This window comes from Polymorphobacter fuscus, from assembly GCF_011927825.1.
In the GTDB taxonomy this organism is placed as follows: domain Bacteria; phylum Pseudomonadota; class Alphaproteobacteria; order Sphingomonadales; family Sphingomonadaceae; genus Sandarakinorhabdus; species Sandarakinorhabdus fusca.
In genome coordinates, this window is sequence record NZ_JAATJI010000001.1 from 2,559,778 (window position 1) to 2,579,676 (window position 19,899).

The following is a 19,899-nucleotide window of genomic DNA, read 5'->3' on the forward strand; positions in this document are numbered from 1 at the left end:
TCATCCTTTTGGCGCCACGAGTGCGCGATAGAGCAGCAATAGCACACCTGCGGTGATGGCGGCATCTGCGACGTTGAACACCCAGAAACTACGCTCACCCCAGAAAAAATGCAGGAAATCGACGACATAGCCGAAGCGGATGCGATCGACGATGTTGCCGAGCGCGCCGCCCAGGACAAGGCCGAGCGCCACCACATCGGCGCGCTGCTTTTCCCGCGTGATCCAGACCGCGACGGCGGCGGCGATGATGCCGGTGACGGCGACCAGCGCCCAGCGGCCGATATCGCTGTTGGCGCGGAACAGCCCCATCGAAACGCCGATATTCTCGACATAGGTCAGCCGGAAGAAGGGCAGGACATCGACATAGCCGCGTTCGGGCAGGCGGATGCCGGTGAGGATCCAGGCCTTGCTCAGCTGGTCGAGAAGGAAGACGATTGCCGCGAGGCCGAAACCGAGGCTTCTGGTGCGCGCGCCCCTGGCGGGCGGCGGGTTAAGCACCGACCACCCCGGCGCAGCGACCACAAAGGCCGGACTCTTCGGCGACATCGGGCAGATAGCGCCAGCAGCGCTCGCACCGGGCATCATGGCTCTTTTCGGTCGACACCCGGATTCCGGTTTCGATCTCGGCGTCGATGAGCAGCTCGACTTCGGAGACGATTGCCAGTTCGGCGAAATCGACGCTGGCGATCAACGCCGCATCGGCATGTCCGGCGCCGATGACGAGGCGCGCTTCCAGGCTCGACCCGATCAGCTTGTCGCGCCGCGCCGGCTCGATCGCCATGGTGGCGAGCGATCGCAGTGCGCGCAGCCGCTCCCAGCGTTCCGCCAGCGCCGTGTCGCGCCAGCCGGCGTCGATCGCCGGCCATTCGAGCAGATGCACCGAGCCGCCGGCGGGGAAGCGCGTGCCCCAGATCTCCTCGGCGGTGAACACCAGCACCGGGGCGAACCAGCGGGTCAGCGCGTGGAACAGCGTGTCGAGCAGGCTGCGATAGGCGCGGCGCTTCGGGTCGCCGGCGGCGTCGCAATAGAGCGAATCCTTGCGAATATCGAAGACGAACGCCGACAGGTCGTTGTTGATGAAGGTCGACAGTGCCGTGACATAGGCGCTGAAATCATAGTCATCGACCGCGCGGCGCAGCTCGGCATCGATCTCGGCGAGGCGGTGCAGCACCCAGCGTTCCAGCTCGGGCATGTCGGCGGGTGCGACCCGTTCGGCCGCGTCGAAGCCGTCGAGCGCACCGAGAAGATAGCGGAAGGTGTTGCGGATCTTGCGATACTGGTCGGCGACGCCTTTCAGGATTTCATCGCCGATGCGGTGATCCTCGGTCGTGTCGCTGGTCGCCGTCCACAGGCGGATGATGTCGGCGCCATAGTCGCGCAGCAGCACGGCCGGGTCGGTGGTGTTGCCGAGCGACTTCGATTGCTTGAAGCCCTTGGCGTCGAGCGTCATGCCATGGGTGAGGACGGCGTTGTATGGCGCACGACCGCGGGTACCGCAGCTTTCGAGCAGCGACGACTGGAACCAGCCGCGATGCTGGTCGCTGCCTTCGAGATAAAGGTCGGCCGGCCAGCGCAGCTCGGGCCATTCGCCGCTTTCGAGGACGAAGGCATGGGTGCAGCCGCTATCGAACCAGACGTCGAGAATGTCGGTGACCTGCTCGTAATCGGCGAGGCTGTAGTCGTTGCCGAGCAACGCCTGCGCATCCTCCGCGTTCCAGGCATCGACTCCATGTTCGCGCACGGCAGCGACGATGCGGGCATTGACGGCGGCGTCCTGCAGATACTGGCCCGTGGCACGGTCGACGAACAGGGTGATCGGCACGCCCCAGGCACGCTGGCGTGAAATCACCCAGTCGGGTCGCCCGGCGACCATCGAGGCGAGGCGGTTGCGGCCCTTTTCAGGAACGAAGCGAGTCGCGGCGATGGCCGCCGTGGCGGTGTCGCGCAGCGTGTCGACGTTCCCGTGGGGCTCGTCCATCGGGATGAACCATTGCGGGGTGCAGCGGAAGATGACCTTCTTCTTCGACCGCCAGCTGTGCGGATAGCTGTGCTCGTACTTGGCCGCCGCCAGCAGCGCACCGGCGTCGCGCAGCGCGGTGCAGATGGCGCCTTCGGGGTTGTTGAGCTTGTCGCTGATGACATTGCCCATACCCTGCAGCCACAGCCAGTCGGGCCGGTCGGTGCGATAGGTGCCGTCGGCGGTGACGGCGAAGACGGGCGCGATCTCGTGCGCCTTGCACAGGAGGAAATCATCCTCGCCATGGTCGGGTGCCATGTGGACGAGCCCGGTGCCGGCGTCGGTGGTGACGAAATCGCCGGGCAGCAAGGGGCGCGGGGTGGCGAAGAAGCCGCCGAGATGGTGGAGGGGATGGCGAACGATGGTGCCGGCGAGGTCGGAGCCTTTGAAAACACGGTCTCTAGGATCGGTGAAATCTATCACCACATCCTGCAGACCGTAGGCCTTCCAATCGATGTGAGCGACTTGAGCGGCCAAGCGCTTGTTCACTTGCTCCAAGAGTTCGCGAGCTACCAAGATTTTTGCGGGAAGCCGATCAAGTCCAGTTGCTTTGAGAGCAACAGCGATCTTTTTCTGCGCGGCGTTCAAATGATCCCAAAACTCTGGCGTTAAGCCACTCGCGGTGCTCGGATCGAACTTGTCCGTATAAGGGAAGGCTTCGTCCCCTTCAAAACCCAAAAAGCCAGTCCCTCGTTCGACAAGCACATACTCAACGTCGGGACCGTATGCGATCGCCTGATTGACAGGGATCGTCCAAGGCGTCGTCGTCCAGATCACCGCATGGGCGCCGACCAACTCGGCGATCGGCGACTCCACAATCTCGAACGCCACGTCGATCTGTGTCGACACCACGTCATGATATTCGACCTCGGCCTCCGCCAGCGCGGTCTTTTCCACCGGCGACCACATCACCGGCTTGGCGCCGCGATACAGTTGCCCGCTGGTCGCAAACTTCAGCAGTTCCGACACGATCACCGCTTCCGACGCGAAGTCCATCGTCAGATAGGGCTTGTCCCATTGGCCGGCGATGCCCAGCCGCTTGAACTGTTCGCGCTGCACATCGACCCATTTCTGGGCATAGGCGCGGCATTCGGCGCGGAACTCGCGCACCGGCACTTCGTCCTTGTTGCGCTTGTGCTTGCGATATTCCTCCTCGACCTTCCATTCGATCGGCAGGCCGTGGCAATCCCAGCCAGGCACGAACGGCGCGTCCTTGCCGAGCAGACTCTGCGTGCGGACGACGAGGTCCTTCAGCGTCTTCTGCATCGCATGGCCGATATGGATGTCGCCATTGGCATAGGGCGGGCCGTCATGAAGCATGAACGTCGGCCGGCCCTTTCGCGCGGCGCGCAGCTGACCGTAGATATCCTCCGCCTGCCAGCGCGCCAGGATGCGCGGCTCCTTTTCGGGCAGGCCGGCTTTCATCGGGAAATCGGTCTTCGGCAGGAAGACGGTGTCGCGGTAATCGGGGAAGGTCATGGCAGCCGGTGTCTAGACGTGATTGACGGGAGAATGAAGCCTTTCCTCCCCGCCGGCGGGCGGCATCAGAGCAGCGCCCGCGCCGCCTCCGCATCGGCGGCGATCTGTGCCTTGAGCGCGTCGAGCCCGTCGAGTTTCATCTCGGGGCGCAGATAGGCGACGAGTTCGACTTCGATGACCTTGCCGTAGAGATCGCCGCTCCAGTCCATCAGCCAGGTTTCGAGCAGTTCCTCGGGCGGGTCGATCATCGGGCGGATGCCCAGATTTGCAACGCCCTTCACCCGCTGCCCGCCGGGCAGGCGCACCATGACGGCATAGACGCCATAGGCCGGCCGCTGATAATCGCCCAGCCGCTGGTTGGCGGTCGGGAACCCCAGGGTGCGGCCCAGCTTGGCGCCATGCTCGACGGTGCCGCGCAGCGTATAGGGGCGGGTCAGCAGCGCGGCAGCACCCGCCGGGTCGGCGGCACGCAAGGCGGCGCGGATGCGGGTCGAGGAGATGACCCCGCCGGCGTCGGTGACAGGCGACACGACACTGGCGGTAAAGCCGAGCCGATCGCCGAGCGTCGCCAGCTGCGCCACATCGCCGCTGCGGCCCTGGCCGAAGGTGAAATCGCTGCCGGTGACGACGCCGGTCACGCCCAGCCGGCGTACCAGCCATTGTTCGACAAAGGTGTCGGCGGGCAGGGCCGCCAGCTCGCGGGTGAAGGGGATCATCACCGTGGCGTCGATGCCGAAGGCGGCGAGCAGGTCCATCCGCTGCGTCACCGCCGTCAGTGCAAAGGGCGGCAGATCGGGCTGGAACAGCCGCGCCGGGTGCGGCGAGAAGCTGGCGACCAGCGCCGGCACGCCGCGTGCCTGCGCAAGGGCCAGCGCCTCGCCGACGACGGCCTGGTGGCCGGCGTGAAAGCCATCGAAATTGCCCAGCGCCGCGATGCCGCCGCGAAACCGCTCGGGCAGGATCGCCCCGTTTGTAATCCGCTCCATGATGGCGCCTTAGCCTTGCGGTGCGGGCGACGCCAGCGCGGCGTTCGGCACCATCCCGCGGCCGAGCAGGCGCGCGGCATTGCCGCCCATCACCATGGCGATCTCGTTGTCGCTCAACCCCGCATCGACCAGCGCGCTGGTGACGGCGGCGATGTGCGCCGTGTCGAAGCCGGTGGTGGTGGCGCCGTCGAAGTCCGAACCCAGCCCGACGTGCTGGATGCCGACCAGGTCGCGGACATGGCGGATCGCCTTGGCGGTCGCCGCCGGCGTCGCGGCGCAGACCGCGGCGTCCCAGTAACCGATGCCGATCATGCCGCCGTTCCGCGCCAGCAGCCGCAGTTCGTCGTCGGTCAGGTTGCGGTTGGTGTCGCAGGTCGCCTTGACCCCGCCATGGCTGACGACGACCGGGCGGGTGGCGATCGCCATGACATCGGCGAAGGTCTTGTGGCTGCTGTGCGCCAGGTCGACGATGATGCCCTTGCGCTCCATCGCCGCCACCGCCTGCCGGCCGAGCGGCGTCAGGCCGGACTTGGCTTCGCCGTGCATCGATCCGGCAAGTTCGTTGTCGAAGAAATGCGCCAGCCCGATCATGCGGAAGCCGGCGTCGTACAGCGTGTCGATATTCGACAATCGGCCTTCTAGGTCCTGCGCGCCTTCCACCGAAAGCAGCGCGCCGGTCACCCGCCGGCCGGCGGCCCGGTCCCGGAACAGCCGGTCGAGATCGGCCTGGGACCGGATGATGCGCAAGCGGCCGCCCGCGGCAGCTTCGGCATCGCGCAGCTTTTCGGCGTGGAAAAGCGAGCGTTCGAGCAGCGAGGTCCATGTCCGCGGCGGCTGCGCCTGGGCGATGGTAAGCAACGTGATATTGTCGGTCTTGTCGCTGTTGGCTTCGTAATTCTGGCCCTTGGGGGTCTTGGTGACGCTGGAAAAGACCTGCAGCGCGACATTGCCGGCCTCCAGCCGCGGCAGGTCGACATGGCCGCGGTCGCTGGCCTCGTCGAGCGGGCGCTTCCACATCAGCGTGTCCGAATGCAGATCGACGATGGCAAGCTGGCGGTGCAGTGCCGCGGCGTGTTCGGACACCGGCCAGATGCCGCTGCCCTCGATCTTGTTCATCGACTGCTCGACCAGTTTCGGCGCGAAGATGAAGAACGCCGGCGGCACCATGATCGCAATGATGGCGATGGGCACCACCCAGCGTTTCAGCGTCGGATTCATCGGCATGTCGGTCCCCCCGGCGTGGTTATGCGCGCGTCAGCGTCACAAAGGCAAAGCCCGGCGTATCCCCGGCGGCCGGGTGGACTTCGCGCGCGGTTTCACGCCACCGCGCCGGGTCGAACGGGGGCAGGATGGTGTCACCGGCCGGCGCGGCGTCGATCTCGGTCAGCGCGATCCGCGTCGCGCTGGGCAGCGCCTCGGCATAGATTTGCGCGCCGCCGATGACCATGATGGCGTCGGCGCGGGCACGCGGATCGAGCCCGGCGGCGGCGACGGCCTCGGCCAGATTGGCGACGGTGGTGACGCCTTCGGCGCACCAGCCGGGGTCACGCGTCAGCACGATATTGTGGCGACCCGGCAGGCGCTTGCCGATCGAATCGAAGGTCTTGCGCCCCATGATGACGGGCTTGCCGATGGTCAGTCGGCGGAAATGCTTGAGATCCGCGGGGATATGCCAGGGCATGCCGCCGGCATTGCCGATGACACCGTTGCGCGCCCGGGCAACGACGAGGACAAGCTCCATCAGACCGCCACCGGCGCTGCGATGGCGGGATGCGGATCATAGCCGGTGACGAGGAAATCCTCGATGGCATAGCCGAAGATGTCGGCCGGTCGCCGGGCGAAGTCGAGCCGCGGGAACGGGCGCGGCGTGCGCGCCAGCTGGGTTTCGACGAGGTGCGCGTGGTTGCGATACAGGTGGCAGTCGGCGCCCATCCAGATAATTTCGCCGGGCAGGAGATCGCATTGCTGGGCCAGCATCCGCAACAGCAACGACGCTTCGAAAATGTTGAAGGCAAAGCCCAGGCCAAGATCGCACGAGCGCTGGTAAAGAATGCTTGACAGCCTGTTGTCGCTGATAAAATATTGATAAGTCATATGGCATGGAGGCAATGCCATATCGATGAGTTCGGCAACGTTCCAGCCGGTAAAAATGTGTCGTCTGCTCGAAGGATTGTGCCTCAATCCATGGACAAGCTCTGCAATCTGGTCGATTCCACTTGGATCGCGCTGGTAAAGGCCGTCGTTTGTCGCCGTATAGCGCGGCCAGTGACGCCATTGGGCGCCATAGACCGGCCCCAGGTCGCCCCAGCGCGCGGCGAAATCGGCATCGTCGACGATGCGCGCTTCGAAGGCATCGCGATCGAGCGTTTCGCCGCTGGTCGCGTTGAACTTGGCGAGCGGCCAGTCCGTCCAGATATGGACACCCTGTTCGACCAGGCGGCGGATGTTGCGGTCCCCCGACAGGAACCACAGCAGCTCGCGCGCCGCCGGCTTCCAGAACACGCGCTTGGTGGTCAGGATCGGGATGCTGCCGTCGGACAGGTCGAAGCGCATGGTTTCGCCGAACAGCGCCCTGGTGCCGGTGCCGGTCCGGTCGTCGCGTTCGGCGCCGCTGGTCCAGACGCGCCGCATCAGATCGAGATACTGGCCCTCGGCGGGGTTGGTCGCGGCGTCGGTCATGGCTCTCTATCGGCGACCGGGCCGGAGCCGGTCAACCCGGCGGCACCCTGGCGTCACGGCGCGCCGGCGACCGCGCGGCAGTTACCCTTTGTTATTGTCTTGCGTGTTAATCGCTTCGAAATCGAGCCCGGCAGGGCGGCGGTGCGCATGACCCCGCGCCGCCGCCGGCCGGGGTCGAGGATGCCCCGGCACCGTGCTGCAAGAGCAAGCGGCCCTCCCCGTCTGCTAGGCGCGGGTGCCGGGGCGTCCAACCGCGGGACGTCGCCCTGAACCATGGCCGATGCGGGGGGTGAATGGGGTCTGGCGGCGCTGGTGGCGGGGCATCTGCTGCTCGGCGAACTGGTGCTGGTCATCGCGCTGATCATCGCCGTTTCGGCGGCGGACGATCTGTTCGTCGACCTGGTCTATTTTGGCCGCTGGCTGTGGCGCCGGATGCAGCCGCCGACGCCGCGCGCCACGGCAGAGATGCTCCACCAGGTCGCGCCGGCGCCGATGGCGATCATCATCCCTGCCTGGGACGAATCGAATGTCATCGGGGCCATGCTGGCGCGGCTGCTCGCCACCCTCGATTACCCCGATTACCGGGTCTTCGTCGGCCTTTACCCCAATGATCCCGCCGGGCGTGCCGCGGTGGCGGCGATTCCCGATGCGCGGATCGCGCCGGTGCTGTGCAGCCGGCCGGGGCCAACGACGAAATCGGACTGCCTCAACCATCTGTGGCGCGCCGTGCTGGCGGACGAGCGCGCGCGCGGGCGCATTTTCAAGGCGGTGGTGCTGCACGATGCCGAGGATGTTCTTCACCCCCAGGAACTGCGCGTCCAGAACGCGTTGATTCCTGGCCTGGCGATGGTGCAACTGCCGGTGGTGCCGCTGCCGGACAAGACATCGCCCTGGGTGGCGGGTCATTACCTCGATGAATTTGCCGCCAATCATTTGAAGGACATTGCCGTGCGCCAGGCGCTGGGGGCGGCGGTGCCGTCCGCCGGCGTTGCTTGCGCCATCGAACGCACCATGCTCGGCCGCATCGCCGAGGTGGGCGGCGGCGACCCGTTCGATGCCACCTGCCTGACCGAGGATTATGAACTGGGGTTGCGCATCAAGGCGCTTGGCGGCGGCACCGCGCTGGTGCGCGTGCGTGAGGCGAACGGCGGCCTGGTCGCCACCGAGGCGCATTTCCCCGCCACGTTCGAAACGGCACGCCGGCAGAAAACCCGTTGGCTGCTGGGCATCGCGCTGTCGGGGTGGGACCGGCTCGGCTGGCCGCGCGGCGCTGCCGATCGCTACATGCTGCTGCGCGACCGCAAGGCGGTGGTCGCGGCGTTGCTGGCGATGGTCGCCTATGCCGTGACGCTGCTGATCCTGCTCGATTCGGTCCTCGTGGCGTCGGTGCCGGCGCTGGCCGCCCTGCCGCCGCTGCTGGGGCCGCTGGCGATGACATTGACGCTGGTCAACATCGTCCTGCTGGCCTGGCGGTTGGCGATGCGGGCGGCCTGCACGGCCTATGGCCATGGCTGGCGCGAAGCGGCGCGATCGGTGCCGCGCGCCGTCGTCAGCAACGTCATCAATGCCGCGGCCGCCTGGTCGGCCTGCCGGCGCTATGCCGCGGCGCTGCGCAGCGGCGATGCCCCGCAATGGGACAAGACCGTCCATCGCTTTCCGCATCCGGAGGCAGAGTCCGCCGCGTGACCGGCAGGGGTCGGCCGCTGCGGGCGCTGGCCGTGGTGGGGGCCGTCACCGTCTTTTGGTTCGCGGGGCGCGTGCCAGGGTTGGTGCAACGTTTCGATGCGACCATGGCGGCCTTGCACCCACAGCCGGCAGGGTCCGCGGCCACGGGTGCACCGCCGACGCTGCCGGAAGGGATTTTGGCCGATGCGGCAAACACCGTCACCGATCGCGGGGCCATCCGGCAGCACAGGCCGGGGCACGATCCCTTCCGGCCGACCCGCACTGTCGCCTTGCAGCCGCCCGTTGCAGCCGCCGGCGCGCCGCAACCCCAGGCATCAACCAGCGGCCTTGCTGTGCCCGCCGGTCCTGCCGCGCCGTTGCCGCCCGTGGCGGCCGCGGCGGTGCCGGGGTTCGACCTGGCCACACGCGCCTATGCCCGGCTCGCCGCCGGCGATCGCCGCGGTGCCGACGCCTTGTTCGGTGCCGCAATCGCTGCCGCCGACGCCGGGGGCGGGGCGCCCCAGGCTGCGGACTGGACACGCGCGCGGCAGCAGCTGCGCCGACGCTGGTCGGGCGACGCGTTCGTGCTGTTTCGCGATGCCGGGACGCCGGGCGGGGCTGCGGCCAGTCCCGTGCTGGGCGGCGGCCAGTCGGGGGGCAGCTTGGCGTGGCGCATCGACCCGCTGGCGCGGCGGCCGCTGGCAGTCCTGGCGCGGGTGTATGCCGCGCACGACGACCGTGACCTGATCGACGGCAAGACGACGCAGGCGGCGCTGGGGGTGCGCTGGCAACCGTTGCCGGGGGTGAGCATTGCCGCCGAACGGTTGATCGCCGTCGGTCGGCAGACCAGCGGCGACTGGAATTTCCGCGTCGCGGTGGGTGGGGAACGGCAGCTGGGGCCGGTCAGGGTCGATGGCTATGGCGAGGCCGGCGCACGGGGCAATGGCGATGTCTATGCCGGCGGCGAGGCGCGTGCCGCGGTGCCGGTCGGCCGCGTGGCCGGTGTGGGATTGAGCGCCGGGCCGGGTGTGTGGGGCAGCATCCAGACAGGCTTTGTAACGGTCAGCCGGGTCGATGTCGGCGCCGGGGTCACGGGGCGCCTGCCGGCCGGCGTTGCGGTGCGCGCCGATTATCGCTGGCGGGTTGCCGGCAATGCGGCACCCATCAGCGGGCCGGCGGTGACGGTCTCCGTCGGCTTCTGATGCCCAGGAGCGTCTGCCCCCCGTTGCTGACCCGCAACGGGGGGCACTAGCCCTCCCCGGCTAGCCCTTAACCATTGTCATTGGCGACACGGCGCCGCTCGCCGAGTTTCCTCAGCAGGGCGCGCGTGCGCAATTGCGACAACAGGTCGTTGATGACGGAAACACCGCGTTCGGCCATGTCGAGCGCCTGCGCCTCGCCGACCTGGCCAGCCGTGTGTTCCAGAAACAGGCGCATCTCCTGCGCGGTGACCCACTCGATGAAGTCGAGGTAGAAACGCATCTGCAGGCCGGTAAACCCCAGTTGCTCGGTAAAGCCGATATCGGCCAGTTCCTTGATGCTGCCGAGAATGGCGGCGTCGCGCGCCGACATCAGCCCGTCGGCATCGATGCCGATCATGCCGGTGGCGGCGTGATCGGCGATCACCGATGCGTCGATGCCCAGCTGGGCAGCGACGGCAGTCGCGGCGACGCGCGCCATGCCGCCGGCTTCAAGTCGCGCCGCCAGCAACGCATCGAGCATGGGAAACGCTGTCGGGGCCAGCCAGCGATCCCCGTCATCGGCATCGAGCAATGCGCGGATGACGGCGAGTGGCAGGAAGCGTTCTTCCTGCAGTCGCTTGATCGCACGCAGCCTGGTAACATGGGCGCCAGTGTACGATGCCGAATTGCGACTGGCGCGATCCGGTTCGGGCAGCAGACCTTCGCGAATATAGTAACGGATGGTTTCCCGCCCGACTCCGCTGGCCTTTTCAAGTTCGCGCATCCGCATCGGGGCGCGGTTTCCTCCTGTATGAAGTGACAGCCCCTAGCAGCATTTGCCAGGCATGGCTATGCGGTCGCGCCGGCTCTTTGGGCGTGCTACCCATTTGCGCATGCAGGCTTTTGCCGCCCTTCTCGACGCCCTGGTCTACACCCGGTCACGCCACGCCAAGTTGCGATTGATCGGCGATTATCTGCGCACGACGCCCGATCCCGACCGGGGCTGGGCGCTGGCGGCGCTGACCGGCGGGCTCGACCTGAAAATGGTGCAGCCGCGGTTGCTGCGCGACCTGATGACGGCCCGCGTCGACCCGGTCCTGTTCGCGCTGTCCTACGACTTTGTCGGCGACATGGCGGAAACCGTGTCGTTGCTGTGGCCCGACCCGCCGGTGGCGGCGCCGCCGCCGTCGCTCGCCGATGTCGTCGACACGCTGGCGTCGGTGTCGCGTGCCGCAGCGCCGGGAGTGGTGGCGGGGTTGCTCGATCGGCTCGATGCGCCGGGACGCTATGCGTTGATCAAGCTGGCCACCGGAAGCATGCGCGTCGGTGCCTCGGCACGGCTCGCCAAGACGGCGTTCGCGGAAAGCTTCGGCGTCGATGTCGGCGAGGTCGAAGAAATCTGGCACGGGCTGGTGCCGCCTTATGACCGGCTGTTCGCCTGGGCGACCGGGGCGGGGGCACGGCCCGATTCGGGCGGCGCCCCGGTGTTCCGCCCCTTCATGCTGGCGCAGCCGCTGGAAGGGGAAACGATCGACCTCGCCGATTTCGTCGCGGAATGGAAATGGGACGGCATCCGCGTCCAGGTGGTGCATGTGCCGGTCGCGGCCGGTGGCGACGGCAGGACCAGGCTGTACAGCCGCACCGGCGACGATATCACCGGCAGCTTTCCCGATGTCGCCGGCGCCTTTGCCGCGCATGCGGCGCTGGACGGCGAATTGCTGGTGCGCGGCGAGGCGCAGGGCCGGGATCAACATGGCGGCGCAGCGGCGAGCTTCAACGCGCTGCAGCAGCGGCTGGGACGCAAGGCGCCACCGGCGAAGCTGATGACCGAGGCACCGGCGTTCGTGCGCCTGTACGACGCGCTGGTAATCGGGGACGAAGACCTGCGGGCGTTGCCTTGGCACGCCCGCCGGGTCCGGCTGGACGACCTGGTGGCCACGCTCGATCCATCGCGCTTCGACCTTTCGGCGATCGTCGAGGCGCGCGACTTCGCGGCGCTGTCGGCCGTGCGCGACGCGGCGCGCGACGACGCCATCGAGGGGCTGATGTTGAAGCGGCGCGACAGCGCCTATGTCGCCGGCCGCCGCGCCGGGCTGTGGTACAAGTGGAAGCGCGATCCGCTGACCGCCGATTGCGTGCTGATGTATGCCCAGCGCGGCCATGGCAAGCGCAGCAGCCTGTACAGCGATTTCACCTTCGGCTGCTGGGGTGCGCCGGGCGAATTGCTGCCGGTCGGCAAGGCCTATTTCGGCTTTACCGATGCCGAGCTGGCGATGCTCGACAAATGGGTGCGGTCGCACACCATCGGGCGCTTCGGGCCGGTCATCGAAGTCGAAAAGTCGCTGGTCGTCGAAATCGCCTTCGATTCGATCCACGTCAGCAAGCGCCACAAGTCCGGGCTGGCGATGCGCTTTCCGCGGATTGCGCGGATCCGTACCGACAAGCCGGCGGCGGAAGCCGATACCGTCGCGGCGCTGGCGCGCCTGGTCTGATCGATCGGGTCGCCGGTCAAGTCGCCGGTCAAGTCGCCGGTCAGGGCACCGGCCGCGGGTCGTAGCGCAGCGTGGCGGTGCCGGTGGTGTCGACCGGCATGTAGACGCCCTGGCCCAAGGGTTTGACAACGCCGTTGCGGACCTGGTCGATGCGGGCATCGAGAATGAAGTCGCCGACGCGCTTGTCCATCAGCGCGCGATCGATCTTGCCGAGCAGCTTGGCATAGTCGCGGCCGAAATTCTGGGTCAGCCCGCCGCCGATGGCATCGAGAACGCCGGGCGACCGCGCCACCGCCAGCATGATGTCGAAGGTGGCATCGCCGCGGCCATCGATGGTCAGGTCGCGGACCCGCACTTGCTGGCTGCCGGGCTGGTTGTAGGGAATGCCGGTGGCCCAGACGGTGCCGGTCGTGCTGAAGGCTTCGCCGTCCGCGGCGACCTGCATCGGCAGGCCGATGGCAAGCCGATTGCCGGTCGTCGCATAGACGATGGGCTTGCCGAAGCGGACGTCGACCGGCCCGGCGCCGGGAACGACGATGGGTTGGCGCGCGAGCTTGCGGAGCGCCTTTTCCAGCACGGGTTCCAGTTCGGCATATTGGGCGACGATGGGAATGCGGATGGTGAAGCCCGCGTCCTGTGGAATGTCGGCCGGTGTCGGCAGCGGTGTCACCGGGGGGTCGGGCGGCCGTTCGCCGACAAAGCCTTCGGTGGTGGCCACGGCCTTCAGGTCGAGCACCAGCCGGTCGTCTTCGATCCGGTATCCGTTGTAGCGCAGTGCCTGCGGCGTGACCCGCAGCCATACCGGCGGGTTGCTGCGGTTGAGCATGAGCGCGGTGAAAGCCTGTTTCCAGCCGCTTTCGATGCGGTCGCGGGGGTGGAGGCGGGCGAGATATTTCGTCGTATCGGCTTCCAGCCGGGCAATGACCTTGGCCAACTGCGGATCGGCCTTGCTGGCAAAGGTGATGCGTTCGCCGAGCAGCGAGATGCCGGGCTTCTGCGTCCATTCATAATCGATCTCGACCTTGGCCGTCGGCTGCCAGTCGCCGACCATGCCGAGCCGGATGCGGGCATGGACATCGGCGGCGCCGGTGGCATCCTGGGTCTTGATCACATGGCCGATGTCCTTCGCGGCGATCGTTGCAGACACCGGCATGACCAGATCGATGACATTGCCTGACCCTGCCAGGCGGATCGGGCCGCGCGTGACTTCGCCGACGATGCGGCAGCTGATGTCGGGGGTGATGCGCGCATTGTCGAGGCCGACCGAGCAACCGGTCTTTTCGCATTTCAGCCCCTTGCATTTGAGCTTGGGGACGACACAGGCCGTCACCCGCGCCGCCTTCAGGCACGTCGTCTGCTTGTCGATTTCATGGACGATGTGCGGGACTTCGGCGTTGAGCGCGGCTTCCAGGTCTGCAATTCGCGCACTGATCGGGATGACGATGGTGGATGTCGGCGGCACGATCGGGGTGGCGGTCGTCACCCGCGGCGGTGCCAGATTGGTGTTCTTGCGTTCGCAGCCCGCGAGCAGCGCGAGCAACAGCGCGATCACGATGGGCAGACGAAACGACGGCATTGCCAGGCACCTTCTGGTCGGCCGAGCGAGCCGTTGCCGTTTTGTCGCAGATTCCGCATTTTCGATCAACCGCGGCAGGGGCAGCGAACGGGTGCCGCGGGCGGATCGTAGGAAAAACGCGGCAGCCATGATATTTGCATCCAGCGATCTTGTGCGCGGGGGCTTTCGCATGCGGACTGGGCTTTTGCTGGCAGCGGCTCTTGGCGTGGCGTCGGCACCGGCGTGGGCCGAACGCCCCCGGGACCGGTTCTGGGCGCAGGGCGGTGGCTTTTTCACGACGGCAAATTCGAACATGCGGCTGGACAATGTGCTGCTCGGCAGCAGCGGCACGGCGATCGATTTCGAAAGTGACATCGGCTTGCCGACACATGACAGCCAGCCGATCGGCCTGGTCGGCGTCCGGTTGGGGCGGGCGGTCCGCATCGAAGGCGAATATTTCAGGCTCAAGCGCATCGGCAACCGCAGCGTTGCGGGGTCGATCGCCGTCGGCGAAACCGTGTTCAACGCCCAGGCCAATGTCGCCGGGCTGCTGCAGAGCACCACCTATCGCGTCGCGCTGGGCTATTCGCCGCTGCTGACCGACCGGGCCGAACTGGGCGTCGCGCTTGGCGGGCATATCACCAACTTCACCGTCCAATTGCTCGGCGCCGGAACCGTGACCACGGCCAATGGCAGCATTTCATCGGCGCTCGCTTCCGAACAGCGCAGCCAGCGCGCGCCGCTCCCGACGATCAGCGGCTATGGCAATTATGTCCTGTCACCGGTGTTCGCGCTCAACGCCCGGGCCGACTGGCTGTCGCTCAGTGTCGGCGATTACAGCGGCAGCCTTGTCGAAGCGCAGGCGGGCGTGACGGCGCGGATCATCCGCAACGTCGGGCTCGGTGCGGGCTATCGCTACACCAACTACATCTTCCGGGCGCGCAAGCGCGATTTCACCGGCCGCCTGCAATATGAATTCCATGGGCCGATCGTGTCTCTGGAAGTCGCCTTCTAGGCAGCCGGCCGATGCGGTGCCGCGTTGACCGGGCGGGGACCGCTGTGGCAGACGCAAGGATGCTGGCGCTGCGGGTATAGCTCAATGGTAGAGCACTAGCCTTCCAAGCTTGTGATGCGGGTTCGATCCCCGCTACCCGCTCCAGTGCTGCCGGACATCGCGGGTGCGGAACCTGTTGGCTTCCCGCGAGTTTCGACCTTGTGTTGAGAAACGGGATGACTGTGGATGATCCATGGTTGGCCATGCGCAAATCGGGGATAGAAAAATGATCGCGACCAAAACTGCAATTCGTCTGGCAGCCGGCACCGCACTCATGGCGATGCTTGCCGCCTGCGGCGGGTCTGACAAGGCAGCCGATGCCACCACCGCGACCACGACGGCGGAAGTGACCACGCCGGCGATCCCTGAGGCGACAGCGCCCGCTGCCGCACCGGCGGCTGATACGGCCGCGACGGCAACGCCGGCTGCGGGGGTGACCCTGGCCAGCCTGACCGGCGATCCGGTCAAGGGCGAAAAGGTCTTTGGCCAGTGCCGGACCTGCCACGTCGTTGAAAAGGGCGTGAACCGCGTCGGTCCGTCGCTGTGGGGCGTTGTTGGCCGCCAGGCCGGCAGCATCGAAGGTTTCAAATATTCGCCCGCCAACAAGAACAGCGGCCTGACCTGGACCGACGAACAGCTGTTCACCTATCTTGAAGCGCCGCAGCAGGTCATCAAGGGTACCTACATGGCCTTCGCCGGCCTGAAGAACCCGCAGGACCGCGCCGACGTCATCGCCTATCTCAAGACCAAGGCGTGAACTGAACGCCGGCCGGGACGTCCGTCCCGGCCAGCGCCGGCCGTTAGAATGGCCCGTTGAGCTGCACGATGGCGATGTTGAGCGCCCCGGCAAAGGTCACCCAGATCAGATAGGGGATCAGCAACAGCGCGGCCGGGCGTGAAAAACGCCAGCAGATGATGATCAGCAGCGCAATCGACGCCCAGAGGAACCAGACTTCCGTGGCGGAGAGATCGGGGCGCTGCATCCGGAAAAACAGAAAGCTCCACAACAGGTTGAGAAACCCGTTGATGGCGAACAGGCCGATGACGACATCGCGCATCGTCTGCGACGGTGCCGCGAGCCAGGCCGTCGCCGCCGAAATCGCGCAAAGACCAAAAATCAGCGTCCACGCCGGCCCGAACAGGATATCGGGCGGCGCCCAGGCAGGCTTGGCCAGATCCTGATACCAGGGACCGAGCACGGTGATCGTTGCCCCCAGCGCGGCGATGAGCAGCGTTGTGACCGCCGCCACCGCCGCCGGGAGAACCCAACGGCCGGGATTCATTCAGCGACGACCGTCACATCGAGCCCGAGGCGGCGCCTTCCCGCTTGCGTCCCGAAAATACCGCGCCGAGCAGCTGGCCGGTGTCCTTGAGAAAGATCCGCACATGCGCCATCGGGCGTTTGCGGACGAGTTCCTTGTTCATATAGGCTTCCCAGGTCAGCTGCTGGATATCGGGATCCTGGCACAGCTTGACGAAGCGCTCGCGCATGTTGTCGCTGCGATACCAGAACCACTGCATCATGCCGAGCACCATGAAGACCTGGCCGTGCAGCTTCATGAAGCGCTTGCGCGCCAGCTTGAGCGCGGCCGGGTCGCCGGTGGTGAGGAAGGTGCCGGCAGCTTCGGCCGCCAGGCGCCCGGCGGTCATGGCGTAATAGATGCCTTCGCCCGAGGCCGGCGCGACGACCCCTGCGGCATCGCCCGCGACGACCACATCCTTGCCATTGTCCCAGCGCTTGCGCGGCTTGAGCGGAATCGGTGCGCCTTCGACCCGGATCGTCTTGAAGGCATCGAGGCCGGTCTGTTCGCGCAGCCGCGCCACGGCGTCGCGCATGGCGAAGCCCTTGACGGCGCTGCCGACGCCGACGCTGGTCTTGTCGCCATGCGGGAAGATCCAGGCGTAGAAATCGGGCGACAAATGGCCTTGGTAATAGATGTCGCAGCGGCCGCCTTCGAAGCCCCTGAAGCCTTCGGGGGGTGATTCGATGACTTCGTGATAGGCGGAGACGAACGGAACTTTTTCATTGGCCGGCAGCGCCGCGCGCGCCACGGCCGAATTGCCGCCGTCGCAGCCGATGACGACCTTGCCGCGCACGCGGATCGGTTCGCTGCCGCGCGGCGCGCCTTTCGGGCGATAGGCGATGACGGCGGTGCCTTCGGCGTCGCGTTCCAGCGCTTCGAACGTGCCATCGATGCGCGTGGCGCCGTTGCTGGTGGCACGGGCGCGCAGGAACTCGTCGAAAACCTCGCGATCGACCAGGCCGACGAAGCCGTCGCCGACCGGCATGTCCACCGCCTTGTTCGACGGCGCCACCATGCGCGCCGAGGTGGCGCGGGCGCACAGCTGCTCGAGCGGCACGTCGAAATCCTTGAGCAGGCGCGGTGGCACGGCGCCGCCGCACGGCTTGATGCGGCCGGCGCGATCGAGCAGCAGCACGCGGCGCCCGGCCAGGGCAAGGTCGTTGGCCGCAGTGGCGCCGGATGGGCCGCCGCCCACGACGATGGCATCGAAAATCTCGGTCATGCGATGGCCTCCCTCGGTCGATTTTTGGTTTCGCTGGTGCTGAGTCGCGTGGCGATGGCCGCCGCGCCGATGAACATCACGGCTTCGAAGGCGAAGACGAGCTCGAACGCCGGGCCGTCGCTGCCGAGCAGTCGGCGGCCGAGATCGACCGCGCTGGCACCGAACAGCCCGCCGAGGCCGAAGGCGATCGCCTGCGATGCGCCCCACAGCCCCATGCGGATCCCCTCTTGCCCGCCATCGCCACCATCCGGCTCGCCGCGGCCGGCAAGATCGAGCATCGATCCGATGGCCGCGACGGCGAAGACGCCGTTGGCGAAGCCGAGGATGAAAACGGTCGGCTGCAGCGGCCAGCCGGGCCCGGCGGTCGCCGCCATGGCCAGCGCCGCCAACGCCAGTGCCGAGCCGATGCAGCCGCCGATGATCCAGCGCTTGAGCTTCAATCCGGCAAAGCTGCCGTTGCGGCCGCCAAAGCCATGCCCGCCGACGCCGACGAGGATCATGCCGAGCAGCACGCCCATGTGCTGGACCCCGGACAGCGATGTCGACTGCCCCGGCGTCAACCCGAAGATGAGGCCGGCGAAGGGTTCGAGGATCAGGTCCTGCATCGAATAGGCGAGCATCGAGACAAAGACGAAGATGGTGAACAGCCGTGTCACGGGATCCTGCCAGATGCCCCGCAGCGCCGCGCCGAAATCGGCGGGCGCAGTGGCTGGGGCCTGGGTTGCGACCGGGCGGCCTTCGATGCCGATAACGGCGAGACAGGCAAGGACAAAGGCCCCGGCCGCGACGCCGGTGGCGACCTGCATAAGCCGTTCCGGACTGAACGGTTCGAGCAGCCGGCCGGCGGTGGACGCGGTGACGACGATGCCCAGGATCATCATGATCCAGGTCAGCGAGGCCGCGGCCGGGCGCCGCGCCGGGGCGGTGCGGGTTGCGAGCAGGGCGAGCAGCGAAGTGCCGGCAGCGCCGACGCCGGTGCCGATCATCGCATAGGCCAGGATCGCCAGCAGCAGCGCCGGCACGAATGGCCCGGCAAGCATCACCGTTGCCTTGGTGGCGAGAACCCCGCCGATGGCGAGAATGGCCATGCCGCCGATGATCCAGGGGGTGCGCCGGCGCCCGGTATCGGAATTATGTCCCCATTTCGGGCGGCTGAGCTGGACCGCATAATGAAAGGCGACAAGGCCGGCAGGAAGCGCCGCGACCTGGGCGAATTCAACCACCATCACGCGGTTGAGCAGGCTTGATGCCAGCATGACGACCGCGCCGATCGCACTTTGCACCAGGCCGAGGCGGGCGATGTTGAGCCAGCCAAGGGGTGCGGGGGCGGTCACAGGCCCATGCCGCGCAGGCCGAAGGCAGCCGTCAGCATGCCCAGGACATAAAGCGTGGTGCCGCTGGCATTGTAGAACGGCGCCTGCTTGGCAGGATCGGCAATCAGCCGTTGCATGAGCAGGAACTGCATGCCCACCGACATTGCAACCAGCGCCGCCGGGAAGATGGCGCCCCAGCGAGCGAGCAACACCGCGACAACGAGCTGCGGCACTGCCATCGTCCAGCACGCGACGCGCGCGGCGCGGTCAACGCCGAGCAGCACCGGCAGCGACCGCACGCCGGACACCGCGTCGCCCTTTACGGCCTTGAAATCGTTCAACACCATGATGCCGTGCGCGCCGGCGGCGTACAGCGCGAGGATGATGATGATGCGCGTGTCGGGCAGGCCGCCGACCATGACCGCCGCGCCGGTGAACCAGGTCAGTCCTTCATAGGCTGCGGCGCAAACGCCGGGACCCCACCAGCCATTGGCCTTGGCGCGGATCGGCGGCGCCGAATAGATCCAGGCGAGAAAGACGCCGAGCACGGTTGCGGCGAACACCACGGGGTTGATGAGCCAGCCCACCACCAGCGAGATGATCGAACCGGCGATGGCGATGCCGAGCCCCCAGCGCCCCGGGATGCGGCCCGATGGAATCGGACGCTTCGGTTCGTTGATGGCGTCGACATGGCGGTCGAACCAGTCGTTGATGGCCTGGCTGTTGCCGCACACCAGCGGCCCGGCCAGCATCATGCCCGCCAGCAGGAAGCCCCAGCGGTCGGCGAGCGGTACGCCCGACGAAACAACGCCGCACATGAACGCCCACATCGGCGGAAACCAGGTAACCGGCTTGAGAAGTTCGAGAATGTCGCGCGGGAGGGGGAAGCGCCGGGTCGGACCCGCGCCGCGCCTGCCGCCTGTCGTGTCGAGAGTCGCCCCATCCATAAGTG

17 protein-coding genes and 1 tRNA gene are annotated in these 19,899 nt (G+C 67.1%); 6 read left to right on the top strand and 12 right to left on the bottom strand.

Going from position 1 to position 19,899, the window contains the following annotated elements; all coding sequences use genetic code 11:
* The 6 genes from lspA to thyA form a co-directional block, all read right to left on the bottom strand.
* The gene (gene lspA / locus GGQ62_RS12245; protein ID WP_152578586.1) at positions 1–546 is read right to left on the bottom strand and encodes a signal peptidase II; all 546 of its coding nucleotides are present in this window, start codon (positions 544–546) and stop codon (positions 1–3) included.
* A complete protein-coding gene (locus GGQ62_RS12250) occupies positions 491–3,496 on the bottom strand; it encodes an isoleucine--tRNA ligase (RefSeq protein ID WP_152578587.1) in 3,006 nt (1,001 codons plus the stop codon). Before GGQ62_RS12250 ends, lspA begins: the two co-directional genes overlap by 56 nt.
* A gap of 65 nt (positions 3,497–3,561) precedes the next feature.
* Positions 3,562–4,482 (bottom strand): bifunctional riboflavin kinase/FAD synthetase, encoded by a 921-nt coding sequence (locus GGQ62_RS12255; RefSeq protein WP_152578588.1) that lies wholly within the window; start codon positions 4,480–4,482, stop codon positions 3,562–3,564.
* A 9-nt stretch (positions 4,483–4,491) separates the two neighbouring features.
* Positions 4,492–5,706, bottom strand: a complete 1,215-nt coding sequence (locus GGQ62_RS12260) for a dipeptidase (protein ID WP_243446250.1) — start codon at positions 5,704–5,706, stop codon at positions 4,492–4,494.
* 19 nt (positions 5,707–5,725) lie between these two features.
* On the bottom strand, positions 5,726–6,223 hold the full coding sequence (locus tag GGQ62_RS12265; RefSeq protein WP_152578589.1) for a dihydrofolate reductase: 498 nt from the start codon (positions 6,221–6,223) through the stop codon (positions 5,726–5,728).
* Positions 6,223–7,161: a thymidylate synthase gene (gene thyA / locus GGQ62_RS12270; protein WP_243446251.1), complete on the bottom strand. Its 939-nt coding sequence runs from the start codon at positions 7,159–7,161 to the stop codon at positions 6,223–6,225. Before thyA ends, GGQ62_RS12265 begins: the two co-directional genes overlap by 1 nt.
* A gap of 273 nt (positions 7,162–7,434) precedes the next feature.
* Between thyA and GGQ62_RS12275 the strand changes: the two genes are divergently transcribed.
* Positions 7,435–8,847 (top strand): glycosyl transferase family protein, encoded by a 1,413-nt coding sequence (locus GGQ62_RS12275; protein ID WP_152578590.1) that lies wholly within the window; start codon positions 7,435–7,437, stop codon positions 8,845–8,847.
* Positions 8,848–9,212: 365 nt separating this feature from the next.
* Positions 9,213–10,028, top strand: a complete 816-nt coding sequence (locus tag GGQ62_RS12280) for a hypothetical protein (protein ID WP_152578591.1) — start codon at positions 9,213–9,215, stop codon at positions 10,026–10,028.
* Positions 10,029–10,095: 67 nt separating this feature from the next.
* Here GGQ62_RS12280 and GGQ62_RS12285 read toward each other — a convergent pair whose 3' ends face one another.
* The gene (locus GGQ62_RS12285; RefSeq protein ID WP_152578592.1) at positions 10,096–10,797 is read right to left on the bottom strand and encodes a MerR family transcriptional regulator; all 702 of its coding nucleotides are present in this window, start codon (positions 10,795–10,797) and stop codon (positions 10,096–10,098) included.
* A gap of 103 nt (positions 10,798–10,900) precedes the next feature.
* On the opposite strand from GGQ62_RS12285, the gene GGQ62_RS12290 reads away from it, so the two are divergent.
* A complete protein-coding gene (locus GGQ62_RS12290) occupies positions 10,901–12,499 on the top strand; it encodes a cisplatin damage response ATP-dependent DNA ligase (RefSeq protein WP_152578593.1) in 1,599 nt (532 codons plus the stop codon).
* Between the two features lie 40 nt (positions 12,500–12,539).
* Here the strand turns inward: GGQ62_RS12290 and GGQ62_RS12295 are convergent, their stop codons facing one another.
* The gene (locus GGQ62_RS12295; protein ID WP_167649615.1) at positions 12,540–14,075 is read right to left on the bottom strand and encodes a DUF4403 family protein; all 1,536 of its coding nucleotides are present in this window, start codon (positions 14,073–14,075) and stop codon (positions 12,540–12,542) included.
* Between the two features lie 169 nt (positions 14,076–14,244).
* On the opposite strand from GGQ62_RS12295, the gene GGQ62_RS12300 reads away from it, so the two are divergent.
* The 3 genes from GGQ62_RS12300 to GGQ62_RS12310 all read left to right on the top strand — a co-directional run bounded on the left by GGQ62_RS12300 (position 14,245) and on the right by GGQ62_RS12310 (position 15,865).
* Positions 14,245–15,069: a YfaZ family protein gene (locus tag GGQ62_RS12300; RefSeq protein ID WP_167649617.1), complete on the top strand. Its 825-nt coding sequence runs from the start codon at positions 14,245–14,247 to the stop codon at positions 15,067–15,069.
* Positions 15,070–15,139: 70 nt separating this feature from the next.
* Positions 15,140–15,213: transfer RNA gene (locus GGQ62_RS12305), tRNA-Gly, on the top strand.
* 121 nt (positions 15,214–15,334) lie between these two features.
* Positions 15,335–15,865 carry a c-type cytochrome gene (locus GGQ62_RS12310; RefSeq protein ID WP_243446252.1) on the top strand — a complete coding sequence of 177 codons (531 nt, stop codon included), beginning with the start codon at positions 15,335–15,337 and terminating at the stop codon, positions 15,863–15,865.
* A 43-nt stretch (positions 15,866–15,908) separates the two neighbouring features.
* Here the strand turns inward: GGQ62_RS12310 and GGQ62_RS12315 are convergent, their stop codons facing one another.
* The 4 genes from GGQ62_RS12315 to chlG are packed head-to-tail and all read right to left on the bottom strand — an operon-like array spanning position 15,909 to position 19,894.
* Positions 15,909–16,391, bottom strand: coding sequence for a TspO/MBR family protein (locus GGQ62_RS12315; protein ID WP_152578596.1), 483 nt, complete (start codon positions 16,389–16,391; stop codon positions 15,909–15,911).
* Between the two features lie 13 nt (positions 16,392–16,404).
* A complete protein-coding gene (locus GGQ62_RS12320; protein WP_152578597.1) occupies positions 16,405–17,634 on the bottom strand; it encodes a geranylgeranyl diphosphate reductase in 1,230 nt (409 codons plus the stop codon).
* Positions 17,631–18,968, bottom strand: coding sequence for a BCD family MFS transporter (locus GGQ62_RS12325; RefSeq protein WP_243446682.1), 1,338 nt, complete (start codon positions 18,966–18,968; stop codon positions 17,631–17,633). The genes GGQ62_RS12320 and GGQ62_RS12325 overlap by 4 nt, the downstream gene beginning before the upstream one ends.
* Positions 18,965–19,894 carry a chlorophyll synthase ChlG gene (chlG, locus tag GGQ62_RS12330; RefSeq protein WP_152578598.1) on the bottom strand — a complete coding sequence of 310 codons (930 nt, stop codon included), beginning with the start codon at positions 19,892–19,894 and terminating at the stop codon, positions 18,965–18,967. The genes GGQ62_RS12325 and chlG overlap by 4 nt, the downstream gene beginning before the upstream one ends.
* Between the last annotated feature and the right edge of the window lie 5 nt (positions 19,895–19,899).

What these genes read in the sequence shown, in the direction of transcription:
- GGQ62_RS12320 (WP_152578597.1), bottom strand. Translation starts at nt 17,634, where the DNA reads ATGACCGAGATTTTCGATGCCATCGTCGTGGGCGGCGGCCCATCCGGC.
- thyA (WP_243446251.1), bottom strand. Translation starts at nt 7,161, where the DNA reads ATGACCGACGCCGCGACCAACCCCGCCGAGGGCCAGTATCTCGATCTG.
- lspA (WP_152578586.1), bottom strand. Translation starts at nt 546, where the DNA reads ATGTCGCCGAAGAGTCCGGCCTTTGTGGTCGCTGCGCCGGGGTGGTCG.
- GGQ62_RS12315 (WP_152578596.1), bottom strand. Translation starts at nt 16,391, where the DNA reads ATGAATCCCGGCCGTTGGGTTCTCCCGGCGGCGGTGGCGGCGGTCACA.
- chlG (WP_152578598.1), bottom strand. Translation starts at nt 19,894, where the DNA reads ATGGATGGGGCGACTCTCGACACGACAGGCGGCAGGCGCGGCGCGGGT.
- GGQ62_RS12255 (WP_152578588.1), bottom strand. Translation starts at nt 4,482, where the DNA reads ATGGAGCGGATTACAAACGGGGCGATCCTGCCCGAGCGGTTTCGCGGC.
- GGQ62_RS12295 (WP_167649615.1), bottom strand. Translation starts at nt 14,075, where the DNA reads ATGCCGTCGTTTCGTCTGCCCATCGTGATCGCGCTGTTGCTCGCGCTG.
- GGQ62_RS12265 (WP_152578589.1), bottom strand. Translation starts at nt 6,223, where the DNA reads ATGGAGCTTGTCCTCGTCGTTGCCCGGGCGCGCAACGGTGTCATCGGC.
- GGQ62_RS12285 (WP_152578592.1), bottom strand. Translation starts at nt 10,797, where the DNA reads ATGCGGATGCGCGAACTTGAAAAGGCCAGCGGAGTCGGGCGGGAAACC.
- GGQ62_RS12300 (WP_167649617.1), top strand. Translation starts at nt 14,245, where the DNA reads ATGCGGACTGGGCTTTTGCTGGCAGCGGCTCTTGGCGTGGCGTCGGCA.
- GGQ62_RS12260 (WP_243446250.1), bottom strand. Translation starts at nt 5,706, where the DNA reads ATGCCGATGAATCCGACGCTGAAACGCTGGGTGGTGCCCATCGCCATC.
- GGQ62_RS12310 (WP_243446252.1), top strand. Translation starts at nt 15,335, where the DNA reads ATGATCGCGACCAAAACTGCAATTCGTCTGGCAGCCGGCACCGCACTC.
- GGQ62_RS12275 (WP_152578590.1), top strand. Translation starts at nt 7,435, where the DNA reads ATGGCCGATGCGGGGGGTGAATGGGGTCTGGCGGCGCTGGTGGCGGGG.
- GGQ62_RS12290 (WP_152578593.1), top strand. Translation starts at nt 10,901, where the DNA reads ATGCAGGCTTTTGCCGCCCTTCTCGACGCCCTGGTCTACACCCGGTCA.
- GGQ62_RS12250 (WP_152578587.1), bottom strand. Translation starts at nt 3,496, where the DNA reads ATGACCTTCCCCGATTACCGCGACACCGTCTTCCTGCCGAAGACCGAT.